At 52.9% G+C, this 21,742-nt stretch carries 15 protein-coding genes; 7 read left to right on the top strand and 8 right to left on the bottom strand.

From position 1 onward, the window contains the following. Nucleotides 1–9 precede the first annotated feature (9 nt). The 4 genes from AC6I7T_RS26740 to AC6I7T_RS26755 are packed head-to-tail and all read right to left on the bottom strand — an operon-like array spanning nt 10 to nt 6,387. Nucleotides 10–171, bottom strand: a complete 162-nt coding sequence (locus AC6I7T_RS26740) for a hypothetical protein (protein WP_497790857.1) — start codon at nt 169–171, stop codon at nt 10–12. Continuing rightward, nucleotides 168–3,782, bottom strand: coding sequence for an efflux RND transporter permease subunit (locus AC6I7T_RS26745; protein WP_497790858.1), 3,615 nt, complete (start codon nt 3,780–3,782; stop codon nt 168–170). Before AC6I7T_RS26745 ends, AC6I7T_RS26740 begins: the two co-directional genes overlap by 4 nt. Next, nucleotides 3,782–5,011: an efflux RND transporter periplasmic adaptor subunit gene (locus AC6I7T_RS26750; protein ID WP_497790859.1), complete on the bottom strand. Its 1,230-nt coding sequence runs from the start codon at nt 5,009–5,011 to the stop codon at nt 3,782–3,784. The genes AC6I7T_RS26745 and AC6I7T_RS26750 overlap by 1 nt, the downstream gene beginning before the upstream one ends. Further along, nucleotides 5,008–6,387 carry a TolC family protein gene (locus tag AC6I7T_RS26755; RefSeq protein WP_497790860.1) on the bottom strand — a complete coding sequence of 460 codons (1,380 nt, stop codon included), beginning with the start codon at nt 6,385–6,387 and terminating at the stop codon, nt 5,008–5,010. The genes AC6I7T_RS26750 and AC6I7T_RS26755 overlap by 4 nt, the downstream gene beginning before the upstream one ends. A gap of 275 nt (nt 6,388–6,662) precedes the next feature. Here AC6I7T_RS26755 and AC6I7T_RS26760 point away from each other — a divergent pair, with 275 nt between their 5' ends. The 3 genes from AC6I7T_RS26760 (at nt 6,663) to AC6I7T_RS26770 (ending at nt 8,555) form a co-directional block, all read left to right on the top strand. Further along, nucleotides 6,663–7,127: a DUF2147 domain-containing protein gene (locus AC6I7T_RS26760; protein WP_497790861.1), complete on the top strand. Its 465-nt coding sequence runs from the start codon at nt 6,663–6,665 to the stop codon at nt 7,125–7,127. Next, a complete protein-coding gene (locus AC6I7T_RS26765; protein WP_497790862.1) occupies nt 7,124–7,873 on the top strand; it encodes a hypothetical protein in 750 nt (249 codons plus the stop codon). The genes AC6I7T_RS26760 and AC6I7T_RS26765 overlap by 4 nt, the downstream gene beginning before the upstream one ends. A gap of 109 nt (nt 7,874–7,982) precedes the next feature. Continuing rightward, nucleotides 7,983–8,555, top strand: a complete 573-nt coding sequence (locus AC6I7T_RS26770; RefSeq protein ID WP_497790864.1) for a TetR/AcrR family transcriptional regulator — start codon at nt 7,983–7,985, stop codon at nt 8,553–8,555. A gap of 433 nt (nt 8,556–8,988) precedes the next feature. On the opposite strand, the gene AC6I7T_RS26775 is transcribed toward AC6I7T_RS26770, so the two are convergent. The 3 genes from AC6I7T_RS26775 to AC6I7T_RS26785 form a co-directional block, all read right to left on the bottom strand. Continuing rightward, nucleotides 8,989–9,915, bottom strand: coding sequence for an Lcl C-terminal domain-containing protein (locus tag AC6I7T_RS26775; protein ID WP_497790865.1), 927 nt, complete (start codon nt 9,913–9,915; stop codon nt 8,989–8,991). Between the two features lie 69 nt (nt 9,916–9,984). Further along, nucleotides 9,985–10,413, bottom strand: a complete 429-nt coding sequence (locus AC6I7T_RS26780) for an SRPBCC family protein (RefSeq protein WP_497790866.1) — start codon at nt 10,411–10,413, stop codon at nt 9,985–9,987. Further along, on the bottom strand, nt 10,410–10,841 hold the full coding sequence (locus AC6I7T_RS26785; RefSeq protein ID WP_497790867.1) for an ArsR/SmtB family transcription factor: 432 nt from the start codon (nt 10,839–10,841) through the stop codon (nt 10,410–10,412). Before AC6I7T_RS26785 ends, AC6I7T_RS26780 begins: the two co-directional genes overlap by 4 nt. 66 nt (nt 10,842–10,907) lie before the next feature. Between AC6I7T_RS26785 and AC6I7T_RS26790 the strand changes: the two genes are divergently transcribed. The 4 genes from AC6I7T_RS26790 to AC6I7T_RS26805 all read left to right on the top strand — a co-directional run bounded on the left by AC6I7T_RS26790 (nt 10,908) and on the right by AC6I7T_RS26805 (nt 19,558). Beyond that, a complete protein-coding gene (locus AC6I7T_RS26790) occupies nt 10,908–11,546 on the top strand; it encodes an FMN-dependent NADH-azoreductase (RefSeq protein WP_497790868.1) in 639 nt (212 codons plus the stop codon). 1,163 nt (nt 11,547–12,709) lie between these two features. Then, nucleotides 12,710–16,252 (top strand): carboxypeptidase-like regulatory domain-containing protein, encoded by a 3,543-nt coding sequence (locus tag AC6I7T_RS26795; RefSeq protein WP_497790869.1) that lies wholly within the window; start codon nt 12,710–12,712, stop codon nt 16,250–16,252. Between the two features lie 153 nt (nt 16,253–16,405). Further along, on the top strand, nt 16,406–17,665 hold the full coding sequence (locus AC6I7T_RS26800; protein ID WP_497790870.1) for a tetratricopeptide repeat protein: 1,260 nt from the start codon (nt 16,406–16,408) through the stop codon (nt 17,663–17,665). 117 nt (nt 17,666–17,782) lie between these two features. Then, nucleotides 17,783–19,558 (top strand): CRTAC1 family protein, encoded by a 1,776-nt coding sequence (locus AC6I7T_RS26805; RefSeq protein ID WP_497790871.1) that lies wholly within the window; start codon nt 17,783–17,785, stop codon nt 19,556–19,558. Between the two features lie 548 nt (nt 19,559–20,106). Here AC6I7T_RS26805 and AC6I7T_RS26810 read toward each other — a convergent pair. Next, nucleotides 20,107–21,621, bottom strand: coding sequence for an aminotransferase-like domain-containing protein (locus AC6I7T_RS26810; protein WP_497790872.1), 1,515 nt, complete (start codon nt 21,619–21,621; stop codon nt 20,107–20,109). Nucleotides 21,622–21,742: the final 121 nt, after the last annotated feature.

Below are 21,742 nucleotides of genomic sequence, written 5' to 3' on the forward strand. Positions count from 1 at the left end.
GTTCGGTTCCTACTTCCTGGAGTTATCGTTTCGTTCTACCCAGGCCTTGTACCATTCTTGAAAGACGCGATTTTCTTCTTCCGCTGTTGGAGTATCTTCGTTGGCAAGCTTCTCTTCCTGACTGGTGTCTGAGGAGGAAGCATCCTTCGGCGGTTTTGACCTAGCTGTCATCTCCCTTTCTCCAGAGGCACCTCGACAGGTGCCGCTATCTCTGTCCACTTAACCCAACCCAGATCGAGCACAACAAAGGAATACAAGGTGGGCACCAGAATGAGCGTGACTACGGTTGAAAGAAGCAGTCCGCCAATCTGCGCGTAACAGAGTGGCTCCCAGAGAGGGCCGCCATGCATGGCCAGCGGAATCAGGGCAAAGGCCGTAGCTCCGACGGTAATCAGCACGGGACGCAAGCGGATGAGTCCGGCATCGAGAAGCGCCTCAATAAAGGAGTCCCCGGCTTCATGGCGCTCTTCGATGTAGTCGAAGAGAACTATGATGTGACTCACAATCACCCCAATCAGACTGGCAACACCTAGAAAGGCCATGAAGCCGAAGGATTGGTGCATGATGGTCAGCGCTGCATAGGCTCCCACCGCTCCAAAGGGAATAGCCGCAAAGACAATCAGCGGTTTCACTACATTGCGGAACTGGAAGACAAGCGCGAAATAGATGCCAAGGATCGATATACAGAGAGCTACGGCGAGGTCGGCGAAGCCGCTGTTCTGCTCCTTATACTCTCCTGCATAGATGAAGGAGTATCCAGCGGGAAGACTCTTCTCCAGCTCCTTCAACTGTGGTGCGGCGGCCTTCAGTACCTCGGAGGCATGAGCTCCTTCGACAGGGAAGCAGGATACGGTGATGGCGCGCGAGCGATTGAAGTGATGAATGACTCCCGGTTCCGTGGTTATGCCGGTTGTAGCTATCGTCTGCAAGGGAATACGTAATCCGTTCTGTTGCGAATAGACATATTGGCCCTCGATGTCGGAGACTGAGCTGCGATCGGCGAGCCGCTGCCGGAGTACGATAGGCAGTGTCTTGTCTCCGTCGTAGAGTGTGCCGACCGGCATCCCTGAAGTATTCATGATGGATGAGCGCGCAATCTCCTGGTTGCCGATGCCTATCATTGCCGCTTTATCCTGATCGGTCTGGAGACTTAGCAGCGTCCGATCCTTTCCCCAGTCGTCGCGGATACGGGTAGCAGAAGGAACAGAACGGAGGATAGCTTTCATATGTTCGGCAATGAGGCGTAGCTGTTCCTTGTCGGGACCGAGGATACGTATTGAGACAGGTGCAGCGATTGGGGGGCCGGTGACGAGCTGTTGGACGTCGACTCTGGCTCCCGGGACACGTTTCAAGACCTCCGCCTGAACGGCCTGCACAAGCGGGGTTGTGTCGTGCTTATCGTTGGTTTCGATCATGATCTCCGCATAGTTCTCCTGCGGAGCTTCGGGCGACATGGAATCCCAGAAGCGCGGGCCGCCTCCGCCCACAAAGGTGGTGAGCGACTTCAAGACAGGTTCCTTCTTTGACTCGCGATGAGGATTCGACTGATACTTTGCGGCGACTTCCTGTATCACCTCTTCGACCTGCCTGCTCACGGCAAGCGTGTCTCCGGAGTTAGCCCCTTCCGGTAACCAGATATCTGCGTAAGAAAGGTACTGCAGATCGTAGGGGAAGAAGGACGAGGGCAGGCGAAGAGCCATCACGGCACCGGCTAGAAGCAGCAGCAGGGAACTGGAGAGAACCAGCTTTCTGTGTTGAATGCTCCAGTGCCCAAGTTTGTAGTAGAAACCGGCAAACCCCGATTGTTTTGCCGTTGCAAATCCCGATTCCGGTTGTTGCTGTGCTTTGCGTAACAGTATCTGTCCTAGAAGCGGAACAAAGGTCATCGAGACGATACGCGACGCCACCAGCGAGCAGGTAATGACGATAGGCAGCGAATAGAGGAACTTCCCCGTATCTCCACCGAGAAGAAGGAAGGGAAGATAGGCCAGGATATTCGTGATAGTGGCGAAGAGAATAGCGCGGGCAAGTTTAGTTGGTCCAAGCCAGGCAGCGAAGCTGCTTGTATGTCCGGATGCAAGCTCACGTTTAATGGCGTCTCCGGCAACGACGGGATCGTCCACCAGGAGTCCGAGGGCGATGATAAGACTGGCGATTGAGACCTGCTGAAGATCGAGCCCGGCGGCAGCCATCATTCCTGCCGCCATTGCCAACGTGATTGGGATTGAGATGGCCATCAAGACTGCGGAACGCCAATCCCAGAAGCCGATAAACGAAACGACGATAACGAGAGCGATGGCCTCCCAAAGCGAACTCATGAAGAGATCGATATTTTCTTTTACCTGCCGGGGCTGGTCGGAGGTGCGCGCAAGAATCAGGTCCGACGGTACGAGGTTCTTAACGCGGGCAAGGTCTTCATCGACGGCTTTGGAGAAGTTTTGAATCTGACGGCCAGAGCGCATCTGCATGGAGATGGTGATGGCGCGGCCCTTTTGCCAATGCCCCGAGGCATCGCGATAGGAGAGGAAATTTAGAAAGCTTGGAGGTGCTTCGTACCCACGGCTTACATTGGCAACATCGCGCAGATATGCCGGAGCATGTCCTTCGCCCTGGGGGAGGGGGAGATTTTGGAGATCGCGTACCTCATGTAGCTGCTTCCCGGAATGAATATCGACCTGTTGTTGTCCAGGACGAATCTGCCCGCCAGCAGTTATGGCACTGCGATTCTGGATAAGTTTGTAGAGATCGAAGGGGCTTAAGTTGAAGGAGGCCAGTCGGTTAGGATCGAAATCAAGTAGCACCTGTTCGCTCAGGATGCCTGTGCGATCGACTTTCGTAACCTCCTCGACCTTCTGCAGACTTCTGGCGATCTGGTCGGTGAAGTTATCGAGGTCGTGATAGGTGTATTTGCTTGCTCCGGCCTGCTTCAGCATCTTTGCTGTGTCGGCAGGATTGCGAACAATGGCTGCTGGCCAGACGTCCGGGTGCAATTCGTCGGCATGGACCTTCTGTTCGGAGAAGGCTTTGATGGCCTGATGGATTTCGTTGTCGTTCTTCTGTGAAGAACCGTTGAGAAGAATAACTCCCGGCTCGATATCTACCTGAGAGGAGACTAGAACCTGTTTCTGCTGTAAGTCTGCTGCCAGCAGCCGGACAAGTCCCAAGAGGTCTGTTGTGTCCAGCTCGTTGGGGTAGCAGATAACGATGGAAACAGGTGTTCCTTCTCCGGTTTTGTTCCGTTGCGCCTGTTCGATCAGCGGCTGGATCTGGCTCGCTCTGAGCTCGATTTCGGCATCGGAGACTGGCGGGCTGGCGACTGTCAACAGCAGGGCGGAAGTATCACCGAAGTCTTTGATGTATTGGATGGGGCCAGCGCCTTCGGGCAGATCCGAGATTTGAGCAAGCTTGATTCCGATATCGTCAAACTGCTTGGAGGCATCGTCGATGTGGAACTCATCGAGTTCGAAGGTTACGACGGATTTGCCCGGACGCGAGGAGGAGCGAATCTCCGTCACCATCTCGTTCTGTCCGAGTACGGCTTCGACCTTCTTTGTGACCAGCTCTTCTACCTGTTGTGCCTTACTTCCCGGCCAGGCCGTTACCACCATGGCTTCGCGTACCGGTGTCTTTGGGTCCTTGCGTTTCGGCATCTTGAGATAGCCGTAAACGCCCCAGGCCAGAGTGAGAGCCATAAGCAGCCAGGCGATGGCATGTTTCTCGACAAAGAATCGCGAGGTGTTGTGCGTCGATTGAATGTGTTCCTGGTCGCTGCGGTGAGCCATTAGTTTGTACCCACTTCTGTTGCTATTACCGTTTCGCCGTCGACAAGGTCGCTATTGCCTTGAAGAATGACACGGCTCCCGGGGAGAAGGCCTGCACTGATGACAATGCTGTTGCCGTGGACCGGACCCAGTTGTACTTCAGTCTTTCTTGCTACTACGCGATTGCCTTCCGTCCTGGCGACAAAGACTCCGTACTTATTACCGTCTGCAGTGGTATGGGTAAGAGCAGAGAGCGGAATCGAGATCGTCTCCGAAGACGTACCTGTCGAAGTGGACGAAAGGGTTACGCTGGCAATCATGCCGGGATGAAGCAGATGCCCTGGGTTGTCCATCGTGATATCGATGCGGAAGGTCGAGGATCTGGGATCGGCTGCGGGCGAGATAGCTGTAACAACTCCGGAGAAGTCCTTCGGAGCGAGAGCATCGACAATTACCGGCAACCGCGTGCCGAGATGAACCTTTGTCAGATTGGTATCCGGAACTTCGAAGGAGATCTTTACGCGGCTGATATCGGCCAGAGTAAAAGCCGGAGCACCGGCAGCGACCAGTCCTCCGTTCTCAATGGCTCGTGTGAGAACAACACCGTCGAAAGGTGCTCGAACTGTTAGATCCGATAGCTGTACCTGCGCCTGTCGCTGTTGTGCCGCTACGCCCTTCACCTTCGATTGATTGGCGGCAAACATGGCTTTTGCACTCTCAAGCTGAGCCTGCAAAGTCTGGTAATGCGTTCTGGCCGTGTCCAGATCGACCTTTGTGAGCGCTGCTTGCGCGTAGAGCCGCTGTGCTCGCTTCCAGTCATCCTCTGCGTGGCGTGCTTGTGCTGAAGCCTCTGCAATCTGGCTGGCAGCCGAATCGGCGGAGGCCTTAGCCGCGCTTACAGATGCTGTGGCCTCGGCGACGGCAGCACGATTCTCTGCGGTGCGCAGTCTTGCCAGCGCAGCACCTCGAACAATTGTGTCTCCGGTGTCGAGTGGATGAAGATGTCCATCGGCTCCGCGCCGTTCGGCAATCCACTCTACATATCCGGGAGTCTTGAAAGACAAGTCAACCTTTGTCTGTGGCGCGATGGTCGCTACATACTTTGCTTCCGAGGCTTGGGCCGAGGCCGATTGCTGCCCCGCTGTTATGGTCGTAACAGTTCGCGGAGCAGTCGCCGGTGCCGGATCTTGTTTGCATCCGGCAAAGAAGCTAATACCGAAGATGAATAGATAGACAAATAACCGGCTCACTGATCTTCTCCCATTACCTTTGCCAATTCTGTGTATGTTGTCAGCAGATTGTTACGAGCGAGAAGAAGCTCCTGCTGGGTGTGCTTATGCTCGTTCTCTGCTTTGAGGACATCGCTGAGCAGAATCTTGTGCTCGGCGTAGTTCTTTTCGGCCACTCGGAGCGACTCTGCGGTGCTTTTGACACCTGCCTCAAGCGCAAGATGAAGATCGCTGGCCGCTCTTGCATTGCGCAGTGCAGCCTTGACTTCATTGATGGCCTTGTCGCGCGCCTCTTCAGCCTTGATCTGTGCCTGATCGACTGCGGCTTGTTTCTGCTTCAGCTCATAAGCCTTGCGGCCCCAGTCGAAGGGCTCCCACTTAAGCTCCAGTCCGATTTCGCCAAATCCACCATGAAGAGGGAACGAGGAGACAGGAACCGCTATATAGGAGGCGACAAGGTTGATCTCCGGTATGTATTCGGCTTTCTTCGCACGGCGGCTTAGCTCGTTCTGCTTGACTTCAAGAGCTGCAATGCGAAGGTCGGGACGGAAGGAGAGTGCTTTCTTCAAAGCGTCTTCTTCGGAAGGAAGCAGAAAGTCGGCTTCAGGATTGAGGCTGAGGTTTATCTCTGTCTCCGGTGGAAGACCGAGGAGCGTCTTCAGCTCGTCTTCATCCTTGGCGAGGGTGTTGGACGCACTCGTCTTTTCGTAGCGGGCACGCAGCAATTTTGCTTGTATTCCTAATAGCTCAGCAGGTAAGGCTGCCTTTTCCGATATGTAGACCTGAGTAATCCTCTCAAGCTCTGTGTGGAGCTTGAGTTCGGTCTCTGCCGCCTCGACTGCCGACTGATCCGCCAGGACGCGAAGGTAAACACTGCGCACCTGCTGGTGTATCTCCTGTGCGGCGGAGCGCAGCTGTTCCTCGCTGATTGCGTGTGCCACTTTGGACTGTTTGAGCTCCAAACCCAGCGCATATTGCTGGGATAGCGGCTGCTTGATCTCCGCAGCCCCATATGCAGTTGGTGTGCGCGATCCATAGAGCCTGTAGTTTTGCTCGGGAATCGGATTTCCGCCGGAACTTCCCAAATCACCTGCTCCGATTCGCAGATACGGACGTGTCAGAGCTTCTCCCGCCTCGGCAAAAGTGGAGAGAGCAGGTAACCGATGAGTAGCGGTTGCCTTTACGTCTGCTGCCGTCCTGGTTACTTCCAGCCTGGCTATCCGGAGCGAGCGGTTGTGCTCGGTGGCGAGTTGAAGCGCTTGGTCGAGCGAGAGCGATAGGGGTTCGGAATGAGCAAAGACCGGAAGAATACAGAACAGTACCAGCGCGGCCAGGAGGCGTCCGGCACCCATATTCCCCGGCCAGGAAGCCCGGATCGAGTTGTTTCTGGCGGTCACAGATTCAATGTAGCTCTGATCTCAAATACAAGTCAATATTAAAATACAGTTGTGTATTTGAAATTGATAACGTATCGCAATTTCTGTACTATCTAGTTTGCCTGGGAATGGAACAGCTTTCCGAGTGATGGAAGTCTCAAAAAGAGGATGACAAATGTCACTGTCGAGCGCAGTTGCGAGCCCCCTGCAATCGCGGCTTCTTAGAAGACATTTGTTTTGTCACCAGCGTTGCGCCTCGTCGGTCTGCGAGACGCATTTTTCTTGAAAGGGTACAGATGAAATTTCTTAAACGTTTCGTGTTGGCAGCATTTCTGGTCGCCGCGCTTTTGTCGCAGGCGTCTACAGCTATGTCTGCAAGCTCGGATCTTCAGTCGCCGGTTGGGCTATGGCGAACAATGGACGATGCGACCGGGAAACCCACGGGAGTCGTCCGGGTTTATCTGCAAGACGGCAAGTACTTCGGAAAGCTCGAACAGAGCTTTACTCCGGGGGATGATGCTCGCGCCTGCGAGAAATGCAAAGACGAGCGCAATGGACAGCCCCTTATCGGACTGCTGATCCTCCGCAACATGATTCCTCAAGGCAACGGGTATGAGGGCGGAGACATTCTCGATCCAGCCAACGGAGCGGTTTACAAGTGCAAATTGCGTCTGGAAGACAGCGGGAAGAAGCTGCTTGTCCGTGGATACATTGGCTTCTCTTTAATGGGACGTACCCAGGTATGGGAGAGGTTGAAATGAGCGCCAAGAGGGTTCCTCTCCGTTTCCTCTCTCTTCTATTATTGGTGGGCTTACCTGTGTTTGCGCAGGAACTTCCCGATGCTCCCAAGCCAGCCGGTACCCAGGAGTCTTCTCCAGGCGGCACCGGCGGGAAAGAGCCGCCACTGCAGACACCGGCCGTCCCTTATGAGACTCGTTCACCCCTGGTAACCGATCATCTGCCGCCTCAGACCGTTGGGGCTAAGTTCAAGATGGCGACCTTGAATAGCTTTAACTATCCTGCCTTTCTGGCTACGGGGCTGGTGGCGGGTTTGAATCAGGCTCAGGACTACTATCCGGAGTTCCATCAGGGAGCGGAGGGCTTTGGACGTTACTATTGGCATGGATTCGTGGACCAGGTAGTGGGAAACTACACTGTCGGACTTATTCTTCCCGTTGTCCTACATCAGGACACTCGCTATTATCGCTTGCGATATGCCGGGATAGGGAAGCGGACGTCCTATGCCCTGTCCCGGATCTTTGTTACTCGAACGGATGGTGGAGAGACAACGCTCAACACCTCGGAGATTGCAGGATCTGGAATAGCAGCAGGGCTCTCGGTTCTGTATTACCCTAGCAAAGAACAAACCTGGGGTGTGGTAGGCGAACGCTTTGGAACGAATCTTGCAGGTGATGCATTCGTGATGGTTCTCAAAGAATTTTCGCCAGAGATTAATCGAGTCATTGGAAATGTCGTCCATCTTAGGTTGAGCCAGAATCATAAGTGAGGTTGTGGCGGATACTGCCGGTGCCTGAAAGGCGCGGAGTTAAATAGCAACGGAGCAAGGATAAGAAAAAATGGTAAGAAAGCGACTGACGCGAGAAGAAAGTAGAGCGTTGACGCAAGAAAGATTATTGGAGGCAGCAGCTAAGGCATTTGCTCGTCATGGATTCGAAGGGGCCTCTCTTGAAGCCATTACCGAAGCTGCGGGCTTCTCGCGTGGAGCTTTCTATTCGAACTTCAAAAGTAAGGATGAGCTCTTTCTGGCGCTGATTGAGAGAGAGCTGAAGAGAATGACTCAGGAAGCGCGCGGCATCTTCTCCGAAGACATCTCTCCGGCCGATGTACTATCCGCATTTCGGGGGTACTATACAGGTTTCGGGAAGATGGATAAGGACGCCTTTCTCCTCATCACGGAAGCGCAACTCTACGCCGTGCGAAACACGAAGTTTCGTGGCAAATTAAACGCACTGTTCAAGCAGATGCACGACGAGCTGAAGTCATCCATGGAGACACTCATCAAGATTGCTGAGGTCGGCAAGGAGTTCGTCCCCGATCTGGTCGTCTTGATTGGACTTTCGCTAAGCCACGGACTTACCCTCTACAACCTTATGGACGCGAAAAACTATCCGGATAAAATGGTGGCTTCCTCGCTGGAAACGGTCTTCGACCTGCTCGTCAAGAAGTGAGTTGTTCGATTGTTGCGACTGCTTTGTACGGGAGGCAGGGCGGAATAGAAGATGAGCGATTGGCTTATGTTAGAGCGCTGAGTCAATCTGGCTCGGTGAGTTGGTTTCTCTCCCGGTAGGGAGCCGCCGAGAATAGCCCCGGGTGCAGCGTAGCGAAACCCGGGGTAACGTACAAAAATAAATATTGCCCGCGCCGTAGGTGCGGGACGAATGCTTTCTCAATCTAGTGAAGTGGGATTCGTTCCGCCCCATACGGGGCGGAGGTCCATTAAGATTGGGATACCCCGGGTTTCGCTATGCTTCACCCGTGGCTAAGTTAGTAGCATCCCTCCGGGATGCTCTCTGGAGTTCTACTTTTTTCGAGCAGGTAATTGCAGAAAACCTTGAACATAACCAGGATCTCAAAGGCGAATTGGCTTTTGTTTTGTATTAGCTATTTCACTTTTCCTGGTTCTGCAACGCATCGATAGGCAAGATAACCCGGCCCTATATGCTTGGGAATTTCATGAACGTATCCGTTGTTGGAGATATAGTATGCGTGTTCCTGGTCGACTTCGGTGCTTGTCCACCAATAGATGACCTTGGAGTGAACTTTCCATAGAGGCGAGTCTTTGTCGGGCATATGTTGGTACGCGGTCCGATGTAGTGCCGGATTCCAGCTTCCACCTGCGTTCTTCCCTCGAAAGACCAGAGAGCGAACCGATTCATCGACAGTAGGCAAGCGCCACACATTTTGCGGCACATTGGAAAGCAAGCGCCCGTCTGCCGTCAGATGTGCGCAGTTCTCCATCGCCGTGTTCCATGAAACGCCGTCTTCCGGCCAGCCTGGGCCCGCAGGAGCCCACACCAGCGTCACTCCGTTTCCTGCAATCTGACGCATCCCGTAATTCCCGTCATCGAAGCGATGCATGGCCAGCCACCCAGGATACGCTCCGGATACAATAGCCGTTGCTAACGGTATCCATAGAATGCATCGCCACGCCCACCGTCGTGGTTGAGGGCTGCCGAACTGGTATAGAACACCAAGGAGTACCAATGGAATCGCGATAAGCATGACAGCGGCGGAGAAACTGCGGAAACCTCCGAAAAACCATGCCACTGCGATTGCGCAAGAGACCAGGAGCAGAACTGCCAGTCTGGGCAAAGCTAGAGCAGCAGCTGAGATCAGTATGACAATCAACATCGGGCTCAGGTACTGCACAACCAGCAGACCCAGGTTTCTCCAGATGCTGGGGTAGTACCATCCCTCATGAAAGTTCTCCATGCTTCCCCACAACGCCCACCAGCACGCAAAGATAGTGGAGATAGCTATTGCCCCCCAGCCTAAAACCTGTTGTCTCAGTAACGTGCGATCTGTCATCGGTCAGCAAGTCTACCACCTGTCTCCTCGTCCTGCATCCCTGCCAACTGCAACATGTTTTTGTGGAGACTACCTTTCCCCCAGATAGCCGGCGAGTTTCTCGAAGATCTGATTCCAGCCGCCCTTGAGTTCCTGCGACGAGTGTTTCTCTGGAACCTTTTCGTGCGTCAGGACTAGTTCGCATTCTGTGCCATGCGGAAATAGCTCGATGGTGACAAGTGTCTCCAGATGATCCATTCGCGATGAGATCCAGGTGAACTGTAACTTACTTGGTCTGTCCAGAACCAGGTATTCGCCGCTATGGACAAACTTTGTATTGGGAGCGGTCATAACGATATGGAAGCGCCCGCCCACCTTAGGCTCCAGCGTTGCCTCGCAATGCGTTACAGGCCCAGGAAACATCCACTGGCCCATGCCTTCCGGATCGAGCCAGGCATCGAAGACCTCCTCGCGCGATACAGGTAACACTCGGCGGATGATCACTGTCTGGTTGCTCATTTCGTTCTCCGCTTGCGCTTCTCGATCAAATGCTTTTCAAGGGCATCTATGCGATCGGTCCAGAATCTGGTGTAGTAGCTCATCCAATTCATGGCTTCCTCCATCCGTGAAGCGTCCAGGCTGCAGGAGTGCTCACGCCCCCGAATCTCGCGTTGGATGAGCCCGGCCCGCTCCAGCATCTTCAGGTGCTTGGAGACTGCATTCAGGCTCATAGCGTAGGGCTCAGCGAGTTCTGTTACGGTCATGGGACCGTTGCGCAGACGGTCGAGGATGGAGCGGCGAGTCGAATCGGAGATGGCACCGAAGACGACGTCCAGAACTTCTGCGTTGCTGTCCTGCTGGATCATTGGAGTCCGAACTTTCTTCCTGTAACTATATTCAACCATAAAGTTGACAATCAACCAAAAGGTTGAATATCGTTGAGTCATGGACGAGAGGTGGGACTCCGGCCGGACCTCCTTTCCGTCTTACCCAAACATCTCAGGAGCAAGCGAATGCCTACTTTACTTCACGTCGATGCCAGCCCGATGGGCGAGTTTTCCATTTCACGCAGCCTTACACGAGAGTTTGTGGAGCAGTGGAAAGCGGCGAATCCTCAGGGCCGGGTGATTGTGCGGGATCTGACCACGACTGCGATTCCGGTCATTACTGCCGCCTGGGTTGCAGCTAACCTGAAACCAAAGCACTTACGCAACGAAGAAGAGGAGAGGCTACTCTCTTTCTCGTCTCAACTTACCGGGGAATTGCTTGAAGCCGATGAGTATATTATCGGCGTGCCGATGCATAACTGGGGCCCAGCCTCCAGCTTTAAATTGTGGATAGATCAACTCGTGCGCTTTGGAGAAATCCTCGAGGTTACTCCTAATGGACCAAAGGGAAAATTAGTAGATAAGCAGGCAACCTTTATCGTTTCGGCCGGTTCGCTTTATGGGCAGGAATCGGGAGACCCCTCGAAGAATTATCTTGAACCATGGATTCGGTCTTTCTTTAGCTATCTTGGCCTTAAGAAGATGGACTTTGTCCTTGCCGATGGTGCCGTTGCCGTCCGGTATGGAAAGATCGATCTCGCTTCTTTCCTTACCCCTCACATTGAATCTATACGGGCGCGATTTGCAGGAGCCCTGTCTCGATAACTTACAGCCTCCGGTTAGCAGGTTTTCGGCAGCGAGGTAGACCGAAATTTAACACTCTTCACTCTCCCTTCCTAAGCGAAAGCTGTACTTCGTTGTCATGCGGAGAAATACTTCGGCTCCCGGAAGAGAGTCACATAATCTCTTCCGGGTTGCCTGTATTTCCTGGTAAATTTTGTGCCCCTGTTCTGAATCCTCCCTTCTAAAGCGATGTATTTGAAAAGCCCTTGGCGGATAGGCAGCAGTTATAAATCTTTTCTATCGCCGGGGCTCGCTCCGGTAAAAGCATCTCCGGCTCGCATTTGCCAATTGTTGAAGAAAGCGCTATCTTGTCTATTTCTTTTGGGATGTAAGGGGCCGGCAGATGGCTAACTTATTTAGATCCTTCGGCGAACCGTTTCGGCTTCTGCCCGATACCCGACAATCTTTCGCCTGGTCTATCTCTCAAATAAAACGTTTTTTCACGAATAAGTGTGGCGGTAATCGTTTTCTCCAGCAGGGATATGGGTGAAGCGGGTATATTGCTGTGAGATAAGGCGTAATGCTGTATCTTTCAGCGAAAGTTGTTAACTTAAACGTTTGATCAAAATATTTCCTATTGACAGTCGTATCACGAAAAGAGTAATCAAACGTTTCACTACTTTCATAGTGGAAAGGATCGATAAAGCGACCTGACACCAAACCGATCATACGAGTCGGTGAATAGAAGTTAGATTTCTGGAGGTAAGCTTGAATAACTATCGGCCTTGAGTTGGTCTCGCCAACCCGGGAGCCGGAGCTATAACGCGGGCCAGGGCTACACCCTTGGTACTCGTGCTGGGTGTTGTGCGTCTGGACAGCTATCCTCCTGAACAATTTATCAGTCTTGTCTGCTCGCCAAAGGAACGTGGCGGCTTTCTTGCTGTAGAGAGGAGGGCTTCGCGTAATACCGGATGTTTTCGGATGACAGATGACGTTGGCAGATTGTTATGCCCGGTATTTGCGGGGGCAATCGACATCTGCGTCTGCTGCTGCGGCTTTGACGAAAGCTGCAGCAATCGTAGATAGAATATTTGACCGCTGTACTTGTTCCTAACAAAAGATAGCTACCTGTTAGGGTCGAACTTCGACAGTAAACAAGCGAACAAGAATAACGCAGTTCATATCTGAAGTATCTGGGAGAACATATGAACCGATATATTCGCTGGATGCTGCTGATCGGTTTTGCAATCACGTTATTGCAGATACCTGCATACAGTCAGCAAATTACCGGTGTCATCAGTGGTTCGATCACTGACACAACCGGTGCCATAGTTGCGAATGCTAGCGTTTCGATTATCAACTTGGGGACCAATGACGTACACAAAGTGAACGCCGGCGACCAGGGGACCTTTACCGTTACTCAATTACCCGAGGGTAACTATGAGGTCTCCATCAGTGCGAAAGGCTTTAAGGCATTTGTCTCCAAGAACGTAGTGGTCCACGTTGCAACAACTACTACCGTGAACGCACAACTCCAGCCGGGCAGCGTATCGGAGACTGTCACGGTAGAATCCAACACGATTCAGGTGCAGACCGATAACTCTGCGCTGGGCCAGGTGGTTGAAGGTCAGCAGGTGCGGGAACTTCCGCTGAACGGCAGAAGTTTCGTGCAATTGACTCAGTTGACGCCCGGTGTCTCCGCCGCGAACAACTTCGATACGAAGAATAAGGGACTTCAGGGCGGCGTCGACATGTCCGTGAACGGCAATCCCACCACGAACAATCTGTTCATCATCGACGGTGTGAACAACAACGACGTGGGCTCGAACCGTACGATCCTGATCTATCCTTCCATCGATGCAATCGCCGAATTCAAGATGTTGACCAACAACTTCGGGCCAGAGTACGGACAGGCTTCCGGCTCGATCGTCAACATCGTGACTCGTAGTGGCAGCAACGCCTTCCATGGGTCCGCCTTCTACTCCGGCCGTAACGACCAGCTGGATACCTATACCTTCTTCTCGGCTCCCAATGCAGGCAAAGGGCTGCCCCTGGATGGTAAGGACAAGTTACGCCGTAATGACTGGGGCTACACTGTGGGTGGTCCGGTCCTGAAAGATAAGCTGTTCTTCTTCTGGAGCCAGGAGTGGAATCGCGAGATTCGTGGCCGTCAGGTAAGCGCTTGTGTACCAACCGCGGCACAGCGCGCCGGAGATTTTTCGACTCCCGGTTGCAATACGAATCTTCCAAACTTCGGTTCGCTTCCGGCTTCGGCATATACGGGAAATAAGCTGAATTCCGTAGATCCCGCAACTGCTACCTATCTGCAGATGCTGCCGTTGCCGAATCTGAGCAGCTACAATTCCTCCAACCAAAACTGGTCAGTATCTCTGCCGACGGCTCTGTCCTGGCGCGAAGAGAATATCCGCGGCGACTATGACCTGAATAAGACAAATCACATCTCGGGCCGTTATACCCAGGACACCTGGAACAATCCTGCTTTCAATGCCGGGTACTGGGGCGATACTGTGTTTCCTGCTCTCGATAGCAGCTGGGCTCAGCCTTCCAAGTCCACCACCGTGCATTGGATCGATACTTTAAGCAGCACGTTGGTAAACGATGTGGCCTTTAACTATTCGAATAACCGAATCAGTATTACGGCTGGCGGTACCAATCCGAGTCTGTTGTCTAAGGTAACGGCCGCCATTCCTACCCTTTATTCCCCCTCTATCAAACACCAGCAACTGGGCGTTGCACAGGTGAACTTTGGTGCCTATGGTGGTACGACGCAACTACAGGCTCCATGGCAAAACGAGCTGAACCTTTACAGCTTCCATGACGACCTCTCCTGGGTAAAGAGCCAGCACTCTTTCAAGTTTGGGGCGTTATTGGATTTCAATGGCAAGAACGAAGACACCGGTGGCGGCAGTTCCGAACGTCCGGTGATCAACAGTCCCAATACTGGCGCGGGTGGTTACGATACGGGCGATTCCCTGGCCAACCTGGAACTGGCAGGAAACGTATTTAACATCAACGAAACTTCAACCAATGTTCGCGCCCAACTTCGTTGGCGTAACTATGAATTCTATGCGGGTGACACTTACAGGATGAGTCCACGTGTGACCCTGTCCTATGGTGTGCGTTACTCGCTCTTGCTGCAGCCCTATCAACCGGACGATCAGATCACCAGCTTCCAGCCGAGTCTCTTCGATCCCAACAAGCCTGCTTCCGATGCCTGCAACGGCCTGTGGGTAGCACCGGGTAAGGATCCCTGCGGTGATGCCAACAAGAAGTATGGAACCAACTTCAGCTCGGGGACTCCTGGTCCTAATCGTTCTTTAATCAAGAACGGATATCATAACGTCGCTCCGCGTATCGGTGTGAACTGGGATATGTTCGGAACAGGGAAGACGATTATTCATGCTGGCGGTGGACAGTTCTACCAGCGTGAACGTGTCTCCCGGTATGTACTGGTATCGAATGCTCCGTTTGCATTGACGACCAACAACTATGCGCGTACACTCGGCGGAGCCACTCCGGGGAGCCTGTCAGGTTCGGCAAGTCCGCAAGGTGGCATTAACCCGAGTACGATTCTTCCAAACTCGTGGCAATGGAACGTATCGGTGGAACAGTCATTGGCTGCAAACACAGTTTTGCAGATGGGTTATGTCGGAAATCGCGGGATACATCTTACCGTGGGTTACGACATCAATGCTATTCCACAACAAAACTGGTTGGCCGCAACCTTCGCGACCTCCGACAAAGTTAATAGCTACCGTCCGTTCCCCAATTATGGAACTCTTACCTATTGGGATCGTGGCGGCAACTCTAACTACAACGGCTTGCAGATTCTGCTACGTTCCCGTATTGGCAGCTCACTGAATTTAGGTGCCGCTTATACTTGGTCACATACGCTGGCAGATATCCAGATTGACGATTCCGGTGGTGGCTTGAGTGCTGGTTCCAGAACATATCCTGGATTGCGCAGCATCGACTATGGAAACTCGACGGTTAACAGGCCTAATGTCTTTGTTGCGAACGCAACCTGGTTCCTCCCAAAATTAAAAGGAGCAAACCCGATTGAGCGTGGCGTGCTCGGCGGTTGGGAGTTGACCGGAATTATCAGTGCCATGAATGGAAACTCCTTCAGTATCTTCCAGGGGGCATCTGAGAATCCGAACAATGTAAGTCCCAACAGTCCGACCCCGGCCCTTCGTCTGAATCAGACCGGAGCTCTTGTGGCCACTGGCTTCACGAGTCCGAATCCGCTTCGGCCGCTATCGACCGGGCAGAACTGCTCCGACGGGCGTAGTTCGAACAAAATCATCAATCCGGGAGCCTTTACTCTGGTCGGATATGCGCTCGGAACGATTCCGTCCAACATGGAACACAGAGGTAGTTGCGGCGGGCCTAATTTCAATAACACAGACTTTTCGGTTAACAAGAACTGGCATGCAGGCGAACGTTTGCAGGTCCAGTTCCGGCTGGATTTCTTCAACCTGTTCAATCACCCGAACTTCAACCCGGGATCGCTCTCGCAAGGTAGTCCTATCCAGGATGTAAATTGCGGCAGCGTTGTTGGCACAGGAGTAGATCCGACCACGAAACAGCCGATAAATCTGTACAACGCTTGCAGTGCTACCAACAACATCGTGACCAGAGAGACTCGTACCTCTGGCTTCGGCACTTCCAGCGGACTGATCGGTACTGCACGTCAGATCCAGTATGGAATGCACTTCACCTTCTAGGAGTCGATCATTCTGAATCCTGGAACTCAACTGGAATGGGGCCGCATACGCGGCCCCGTCTCCTATCGAATTTGTGCTCTTCACTATTCGTCCATATGGCACCATAATGCCGTTATGTTTTTACGGCTGATATGCAGGTGGACTTTTCTGCTTTTGGCTCTCTCGTTTGTGGCATCTTATGCCCAGCAGACACGGCGTATTCCTGCCGGTGCTGCCTCTTCTTCCCGTCCTACCGGAAAATTAAACAGCAAGTTGGCTGAGCTTTGGGAGCGTGAGCAATCCGCAGTCCGGAGCGGAGATCCCAATGGGGTGCTAACAACAGCACAGCAGGTTTGCGAGCAGGCCTCCCGGGAGATCGCTGAGCTTCGGGCGAAGCTGAAGACTACTCCTCGTGCTTCGACCGCCGCGCTGCAGGAACTGAAGACACGCGAGAACCTGCTGACCAAGATATTGGCCAGTACCTTCAACGATTGGGGAACGGCTGAGGCTCGCCTTCATCAATACGAGCAGGCGCTGGGACATTTTCAAGAGGCCGAACGCTGGGATGCGGGAGCACCCGGCGTGATGCGCAACATCGGTGTTGCCGCTTTCCGTCTTGGCAAATACGACGAAGCTGTCCGCGCGCTGCCGTCGGCCACAATGAAATCTTCTGCAGACGATCCGACGCGTATCATGCTGGCCGTCTCGCTCTTCTCTTTGGATAAATACAAGGAGGCGGCAGAGGTCTTCTCAAAAGCTGGCAATCAAGCGTTACAGGATCCACGGGCCGCCTATGCCTGGGCTGCTGCTCTGGCGCGCAGTAAGCGGCAGTTGGAGGCAAACAAACTGCTGGATCAGCTCACTGCTAAGGATCAGCCGACGGAGTTGATGTCTCTTTATTGCCAGCTTTATATCGTTACAGAGAATTACGAGCACGCGGTTAGTTGCTTCCGAAATCTCTACACGAAAGATCCTGCGGCTAAGTTAGCTCACTTTCAGGTTGGGGCTGCACTGATTCGGCTGAATCGCCCAACCGAGGCGATTCCTGAGTTCAGAGAAGAACTGAAGCTCGATCCCAACAATCCTTCCGTAGAGTACAACCTCGCTTATGCCTTGCTGGAGACGTCGCAGAAAGAAGAGGCGGCAACGTTGTTGTGGAAAGTTGTAGCGGTGGATCCCGATTACCCCCAGGCGCAATATCAATTAGGCAAAATGTTACTCGCCGATGGTAAGCCGGTGGAAGCTATCTCGCATCTGGAGGTAGCCGTCAAAGCCGATTCTTCAAAAGACTACATCCACTATCAGCTGCAGACTGCCTATCGCAAGGCCGGGCGTTTGGAGGATGCGGATCGCGAGTTGAAGATCTACCGAGAAATTAAGGCAGAGCATCGTCAGGCTTCCACCACCGGGATGGGAGATTCCAGCGTGCGATGATCTGCTGACAAAGGTGCCAGGGTTCGTATATCTTTTCATTCTTGTGTGACGGCAGTTTCGGAAGCGTGGGATAGCAGAAGTACGAAACGCAGTGAAGGAAGCTGGTGAGAAGAATCCATGACCTGGTCAGGTAAGCTTCGTTGGATAACCGTTAGTGCCGTGCCGATTCTTCTTTCTTGCAGCGCTCTTGGGCAGGGCGCGCATGCTGCTGCTCCTCCGCCACCTCCCGGGGCCAAGACACAAATATGCAGCGGGCATTCGATTCCTCAGCTTGTCGATATAACTAAGAAGACAGGTATCACCTTCTCTCATCTGGCATCGCCGGAGAAGAAATACATTGTCGAGTCGATGAGTGGCGGCGTATTGATTCTCGACTACGATCGCGATGGCTGGCCCGATATCTACTTTACCAATGCTCCTACCGTCGAGATGGCCTTGAAGGGACAGCGGGCCCGGAGCGCTCTCTATCACAACAATCACGATGGTACCTTCACCGACGTGACCGATAAGGCCGGAGTCGCCTATCCGGGATTTGCCATGGGTGGAGCGATTGGTGATTACAACAACGACGGCTGGCCCGATATCTATGTCACCTGTCTTGGAGGCAATGTTCTTTATCGCAATAATGGAGACGGTACTTTCACAAACGTGACCAAGCAAGCCGGAGTGGCCGAAGGTCGTTGGTCTACAGGCGCCACCTTTGGAGATTACGATGGCGATGGCTTTCTCGATCTGATGGTGACGAGCTATGTGGACTTCCATCTCGACGATCTGCCCGGCTTCGGTAAAGCTCCCACCTGTACTTATCGGGGAATCGATGTGCAGTGCGGTCCGCGCGGGCTTCGCGGTGCCGGTGACGCACTCTTTCATAACAATGGAGACGGCACCTTCACCGATGTGACCAAGACCGCCGGGGTAGAAGACCCGGGCGGATACTATGGCCTTGGCGTTGTCTGGTCCGACTTCAATAACACCGGTAAGCCTGACATTTATGTAGCCAATGACTCGACTCCGAACTTTTTATATCGCAATAGCGGAGGAGGGAAGTTCAGCGAGATCGGGCTGGAGTCAGGAACGGCCGTGAGCGACGATGGCTCCGAGCAAGGATCGATGGGCGTCGCCATTGGGGACTACGACCACTCCGGCCGCTTTTCGATTGCGATCACCAACTTTGCAGACGAGAACAACACCCTCTATCGCAACGATGGGAATTGGTCCTTCACCGATGTCTCTTATAAGTCAGGAATGGCTCTGGCAACTTTGCCTTGGGTGAAGTGGGGGAATGCTTTTGTCGATTTGGATAACGACGGTTGGCTGGATCTGATCTCGGTAAATGGGCAGGTGTATCCGCAGGTCGATAAGTTGCCGTCAGGTGCTCGTTATCGTCAACCCAAGAATCTAATGATGAATGAGCGGAACGGCACTTTCTGCGATGCCAGCGATCAGGCTGGCGCCGCGATGCAGGAGCCGAGGACCAGCCGCGGTCTTGCCTCTGCCGATCTGGACAATGACGGCAATGTCGATCTCGTCGTCGGCAATATCGATGGTGCACCGATGATTCTGCACAACAATGGACTCACCGGAACCCATTGGGTGAGCTTTGAACTGGCGGGAACGAAGAGCAATCGTCTGGCCATCGGTGCGCGCCTTAAGATCGTCGCTGGAGGCATAACGCAGACAGAAGAGGTTCGCAGTGGCGGAAGCTATATTTCGCAACATGATTTGCGCGTGCACTTCGGATTGGCCGATGCCAGGAAGATCGATTCCGTAGAGATTCGCTGGCCTTCGGGCGCCATTGAAAAGCTGACGAACCTAGATGTAGATCGTTTCTACGCAGTGATGGAAGGCTCCGGCGTAGTCGAGCCGTCGAAGATACATCCAGCGAAGAAATAGTGTACCGCCGGACTCCAGGCCGGCTGTCGTGTGGGCGTCCTCGCCCACACCTAGAGGTTCTACATTTTTCGCGAAGGATAGCAACAAAGAACAACGAAATATAACAGCAATTTCGGTCGTTGCCACCATTGGTCAGGCTGTGTGTCAGGGATGGCCTTCAGGCCATCCGAAAACAGTCTTGGTTAAGAGAGAAGAAACATTTTCGGTAACATATGCAACGGGAAGAACAAAGGCATTGAACCTATACCAGTTTGAGCGTTTTGGTCATTGCTTCCACAAACGAAGATACTCTCAGACAGTACCTTGCAACTATTCGGCCTGCTCAATTTCCCGCAGCATTCGTTACCGAGAATGTTAAGCCACTCTTAGGAGACGGCTTTCGGATGGCCTGAAGGCCGTCCCTGACACACGACCAAAGTCACTTCGCCTTTGGGACTCTGGTTATGTTCGAAGATTTTCTGCAATTTCAGCTCAGAGAAAGTAGAAACTTCAGGTGTGGGCATCCTCGCCCGCACAGGCGAAGCAGAGTGAGAACAATGAACTTTGCATTAATACACGGACTTCCCAGGTGGAGGGCCTGGAGACCGGCGGTACAAGGTGGTTCGGTAGCCGGGAAGGTCAGCTTCACAAGCAAGCTTGCCCAACAACTCCATGGCCTTTTCCGCATGCTCCGACCAATAGGTAGCGTTTAGGCGAATGCAATTTCGGAATCTATCACCGTTGGTAAAGATGACTCCGCTAGCCAGGCTAACGCCGATCTGCAATGCTCTTTCATAAAGCTTTTGCGTATCAACCTGCTCAGGCAATTCAACCCATAACAAAAATCCGCCTTCGGGTTTGGTCGCTCTAGTTCCTGTAGGGAAATAGCGGCCCACTGCATTGCGAAGCTGCGTAAGCTGTTGAGAATATGTCCGGCGTATATTCTTCAAGTGGCGGTCATACCATCCATTCTCCAGGAATTCCGCTATGGCGAATTGCGATGGTGCCGCTGCAATCATGTTGGAGTAGCTACGCAACTCTTCGATTCTCTTCAAGAACCTGCCTGGAGCAATCCATCCGACACGATAACCGGGGGCTAAGGTTTTGGAAAAAGATGAGCACAAGAGCACCTGTCCTTTTCTGTCAAAGCTTTTGGCCGTAACAGGTCGGGAGGTCCCAAAAGTTAAATCTCCGGATACATCGTCTTCAATGAGGGGAATGTTGTGCCTTTCTAACAGACGCACCAAGTCCCGTTTCTTCTCCTCCGGCATAAGACTCCCGAGGGGATTATTGAAGTTGGAAATGATCATGCATCCCTTGATGGAATTGTGCTTGATCGCATAATTGAGCGCTTCAAGGCTAAGTCCTTCCCGAGGGGCTGACGGAATTTCGATAACTTTTAGATCCAGCCACTGAGCTGTGCTGAGAAACGAATAGTAGACAGGAGACGCAACGGCAATCGTATCGCCTCTTCGGCAAATTGCCTGTAAGGCCAGGGTTACTGCCTCCATACATCCCGATGTGACAATGATCTCGTCAGGTGACAGAGTGCATCCCGCTTCAAAAGCACGTCTCGCAATCTGTGCGCGCAGGCGCATCAGACCCGACTGCTCTTTAAGCGCTATACTCTCGCTCCGGAATTTTCGTACCTGCGCGGAAAGCGTCGCACTTAATTTGTCGATGGGTAATAAAGCCGGATTCGGAGCACTAATTCCAAGCGGTAATATCGATGAACCGGATGCACCTTGTACCAGGCGCATTGTCGTGTCGCTGATGCGAACAACTTTGGCACTGAGGCTATCGCGAATCAATCGGACATTCGAACAGGCTTCCGGTTCCGGAAGATGGCGGCGAACGTAATAGCCGGATTGAGGGCGGGCTTCAATGACATTCATGCTCTCCAGTCGCGCATAAGCTTCCATAACGGTGTTGATGCTTACACGCATCTGGTTGCTTAAGTCGCGAATGGAAGGGATGCGTTCTCCGGGCCGGTATGCCCCTTGTTGAACCATCCTCTCAATCTTTGCCGCAACGTCTTCGTATAAAAACGAATCGCGATTGTTACTGCGCCGGTCCCTTGTCATCTTTCAACAGAAGTGTATCCTCTTTTTCATCATGTCATGCCAAAAAGTAATATCAGCATGAAATTCTCAATACTGTACCCATTCCAATTATGAATATTGTGTCTGTTTTTTCTCATTCACA

It is taken from the genome of Humiphilus diazotrophicus (genome assembly GCF_059726315.1).

What these genes read in the sequence shown, in the direction of transcription:
- AC6I7T_RS26760 (WP_497790861.1), top strand. Translation starts at nt 6,663, where the DNA reads ATGAAATTTCTTAAACGTTTCGTGTTGGCAGCATTTCTGGTCGCCGCG.
- AC6I7T_RS26765 (WP_497790862.1), top strand. Translation starts at nt 7,124, where the DNA reads ATGAGCGCCAAGAGGGTTCCTCTCCGTTTCCTCTCTCTTCTATTATTG.
- AC6I7T_RS26775 (WP_497790865.1), bottom strand. Translation starts at nt 9,915, where the DNA reads ATGACAGATCGCACGTTACTGAGACAACAGGTTTTAGGCTGGGGGGCA.
- AC6I7T_RS26790 (WP_497790868.1), top strand. Translation starts at nt 10,908, where the DNA reads ATGCCTACTTTACTTCACGTCGATGCCAGCCCGATGGGCGAGTTTTCC.
- AC6I7T_RS26785 (WP_497790867.1), bottom strand. Translation starts at nt 10,841, where the DNA reads ATGACTCAACGATATTCAACCTTTTGGTTGATTGTCAACTTTATGGTT.
- AC6I7T_RS26780 (WP_497790866.1), bottom strand. Translation starts at nt 10,413, where the DNA reads ATGAGCAACCAGACAGTGATCATCCGCCGAGTGTTACCTGTATCGCGC.
- AC6I7T_RS26810 (WP_497790872.1), bottom strand. Translation starts at nt 21,621, where the DNA reads ATGACAAGGGACCGGCGCAGTAACAATCGCGATTCGTTTTTATACGAA.
- AC6I7T_RS26740 (WP_497790857.1), bottom strand. Translation starts at nt 171, where the DNA reads ATGACAGCTAGGTCAAAACCGCCGAAGGATGCTTCCTCCTCAGACACC.
- AC6I7T_RS26795 (WP_497790869.1), top strand. Translation starts at nt 12,710, where the DNA reads ATGAACCGATATATTCGCTGGATGCTGCTGATCGGTTTTGCAATCACG.
- AC6I7T_RS26805 (WP_497790871.1), top strand. Translation starts at nt 17,783, where the DNA reads ATGACCTGGTCAGGTAAGCTTCGTTGGATAACCGTTAGTGCCGTGCCG.
- AC6I7T_RS26745 (WP_497790858.1), bottom strand. Translation starts at nt 3,782, where the DNA reads ATGGCTCACCGCAGCGACCAGGAACACATTCAATCGACGCACAACACC.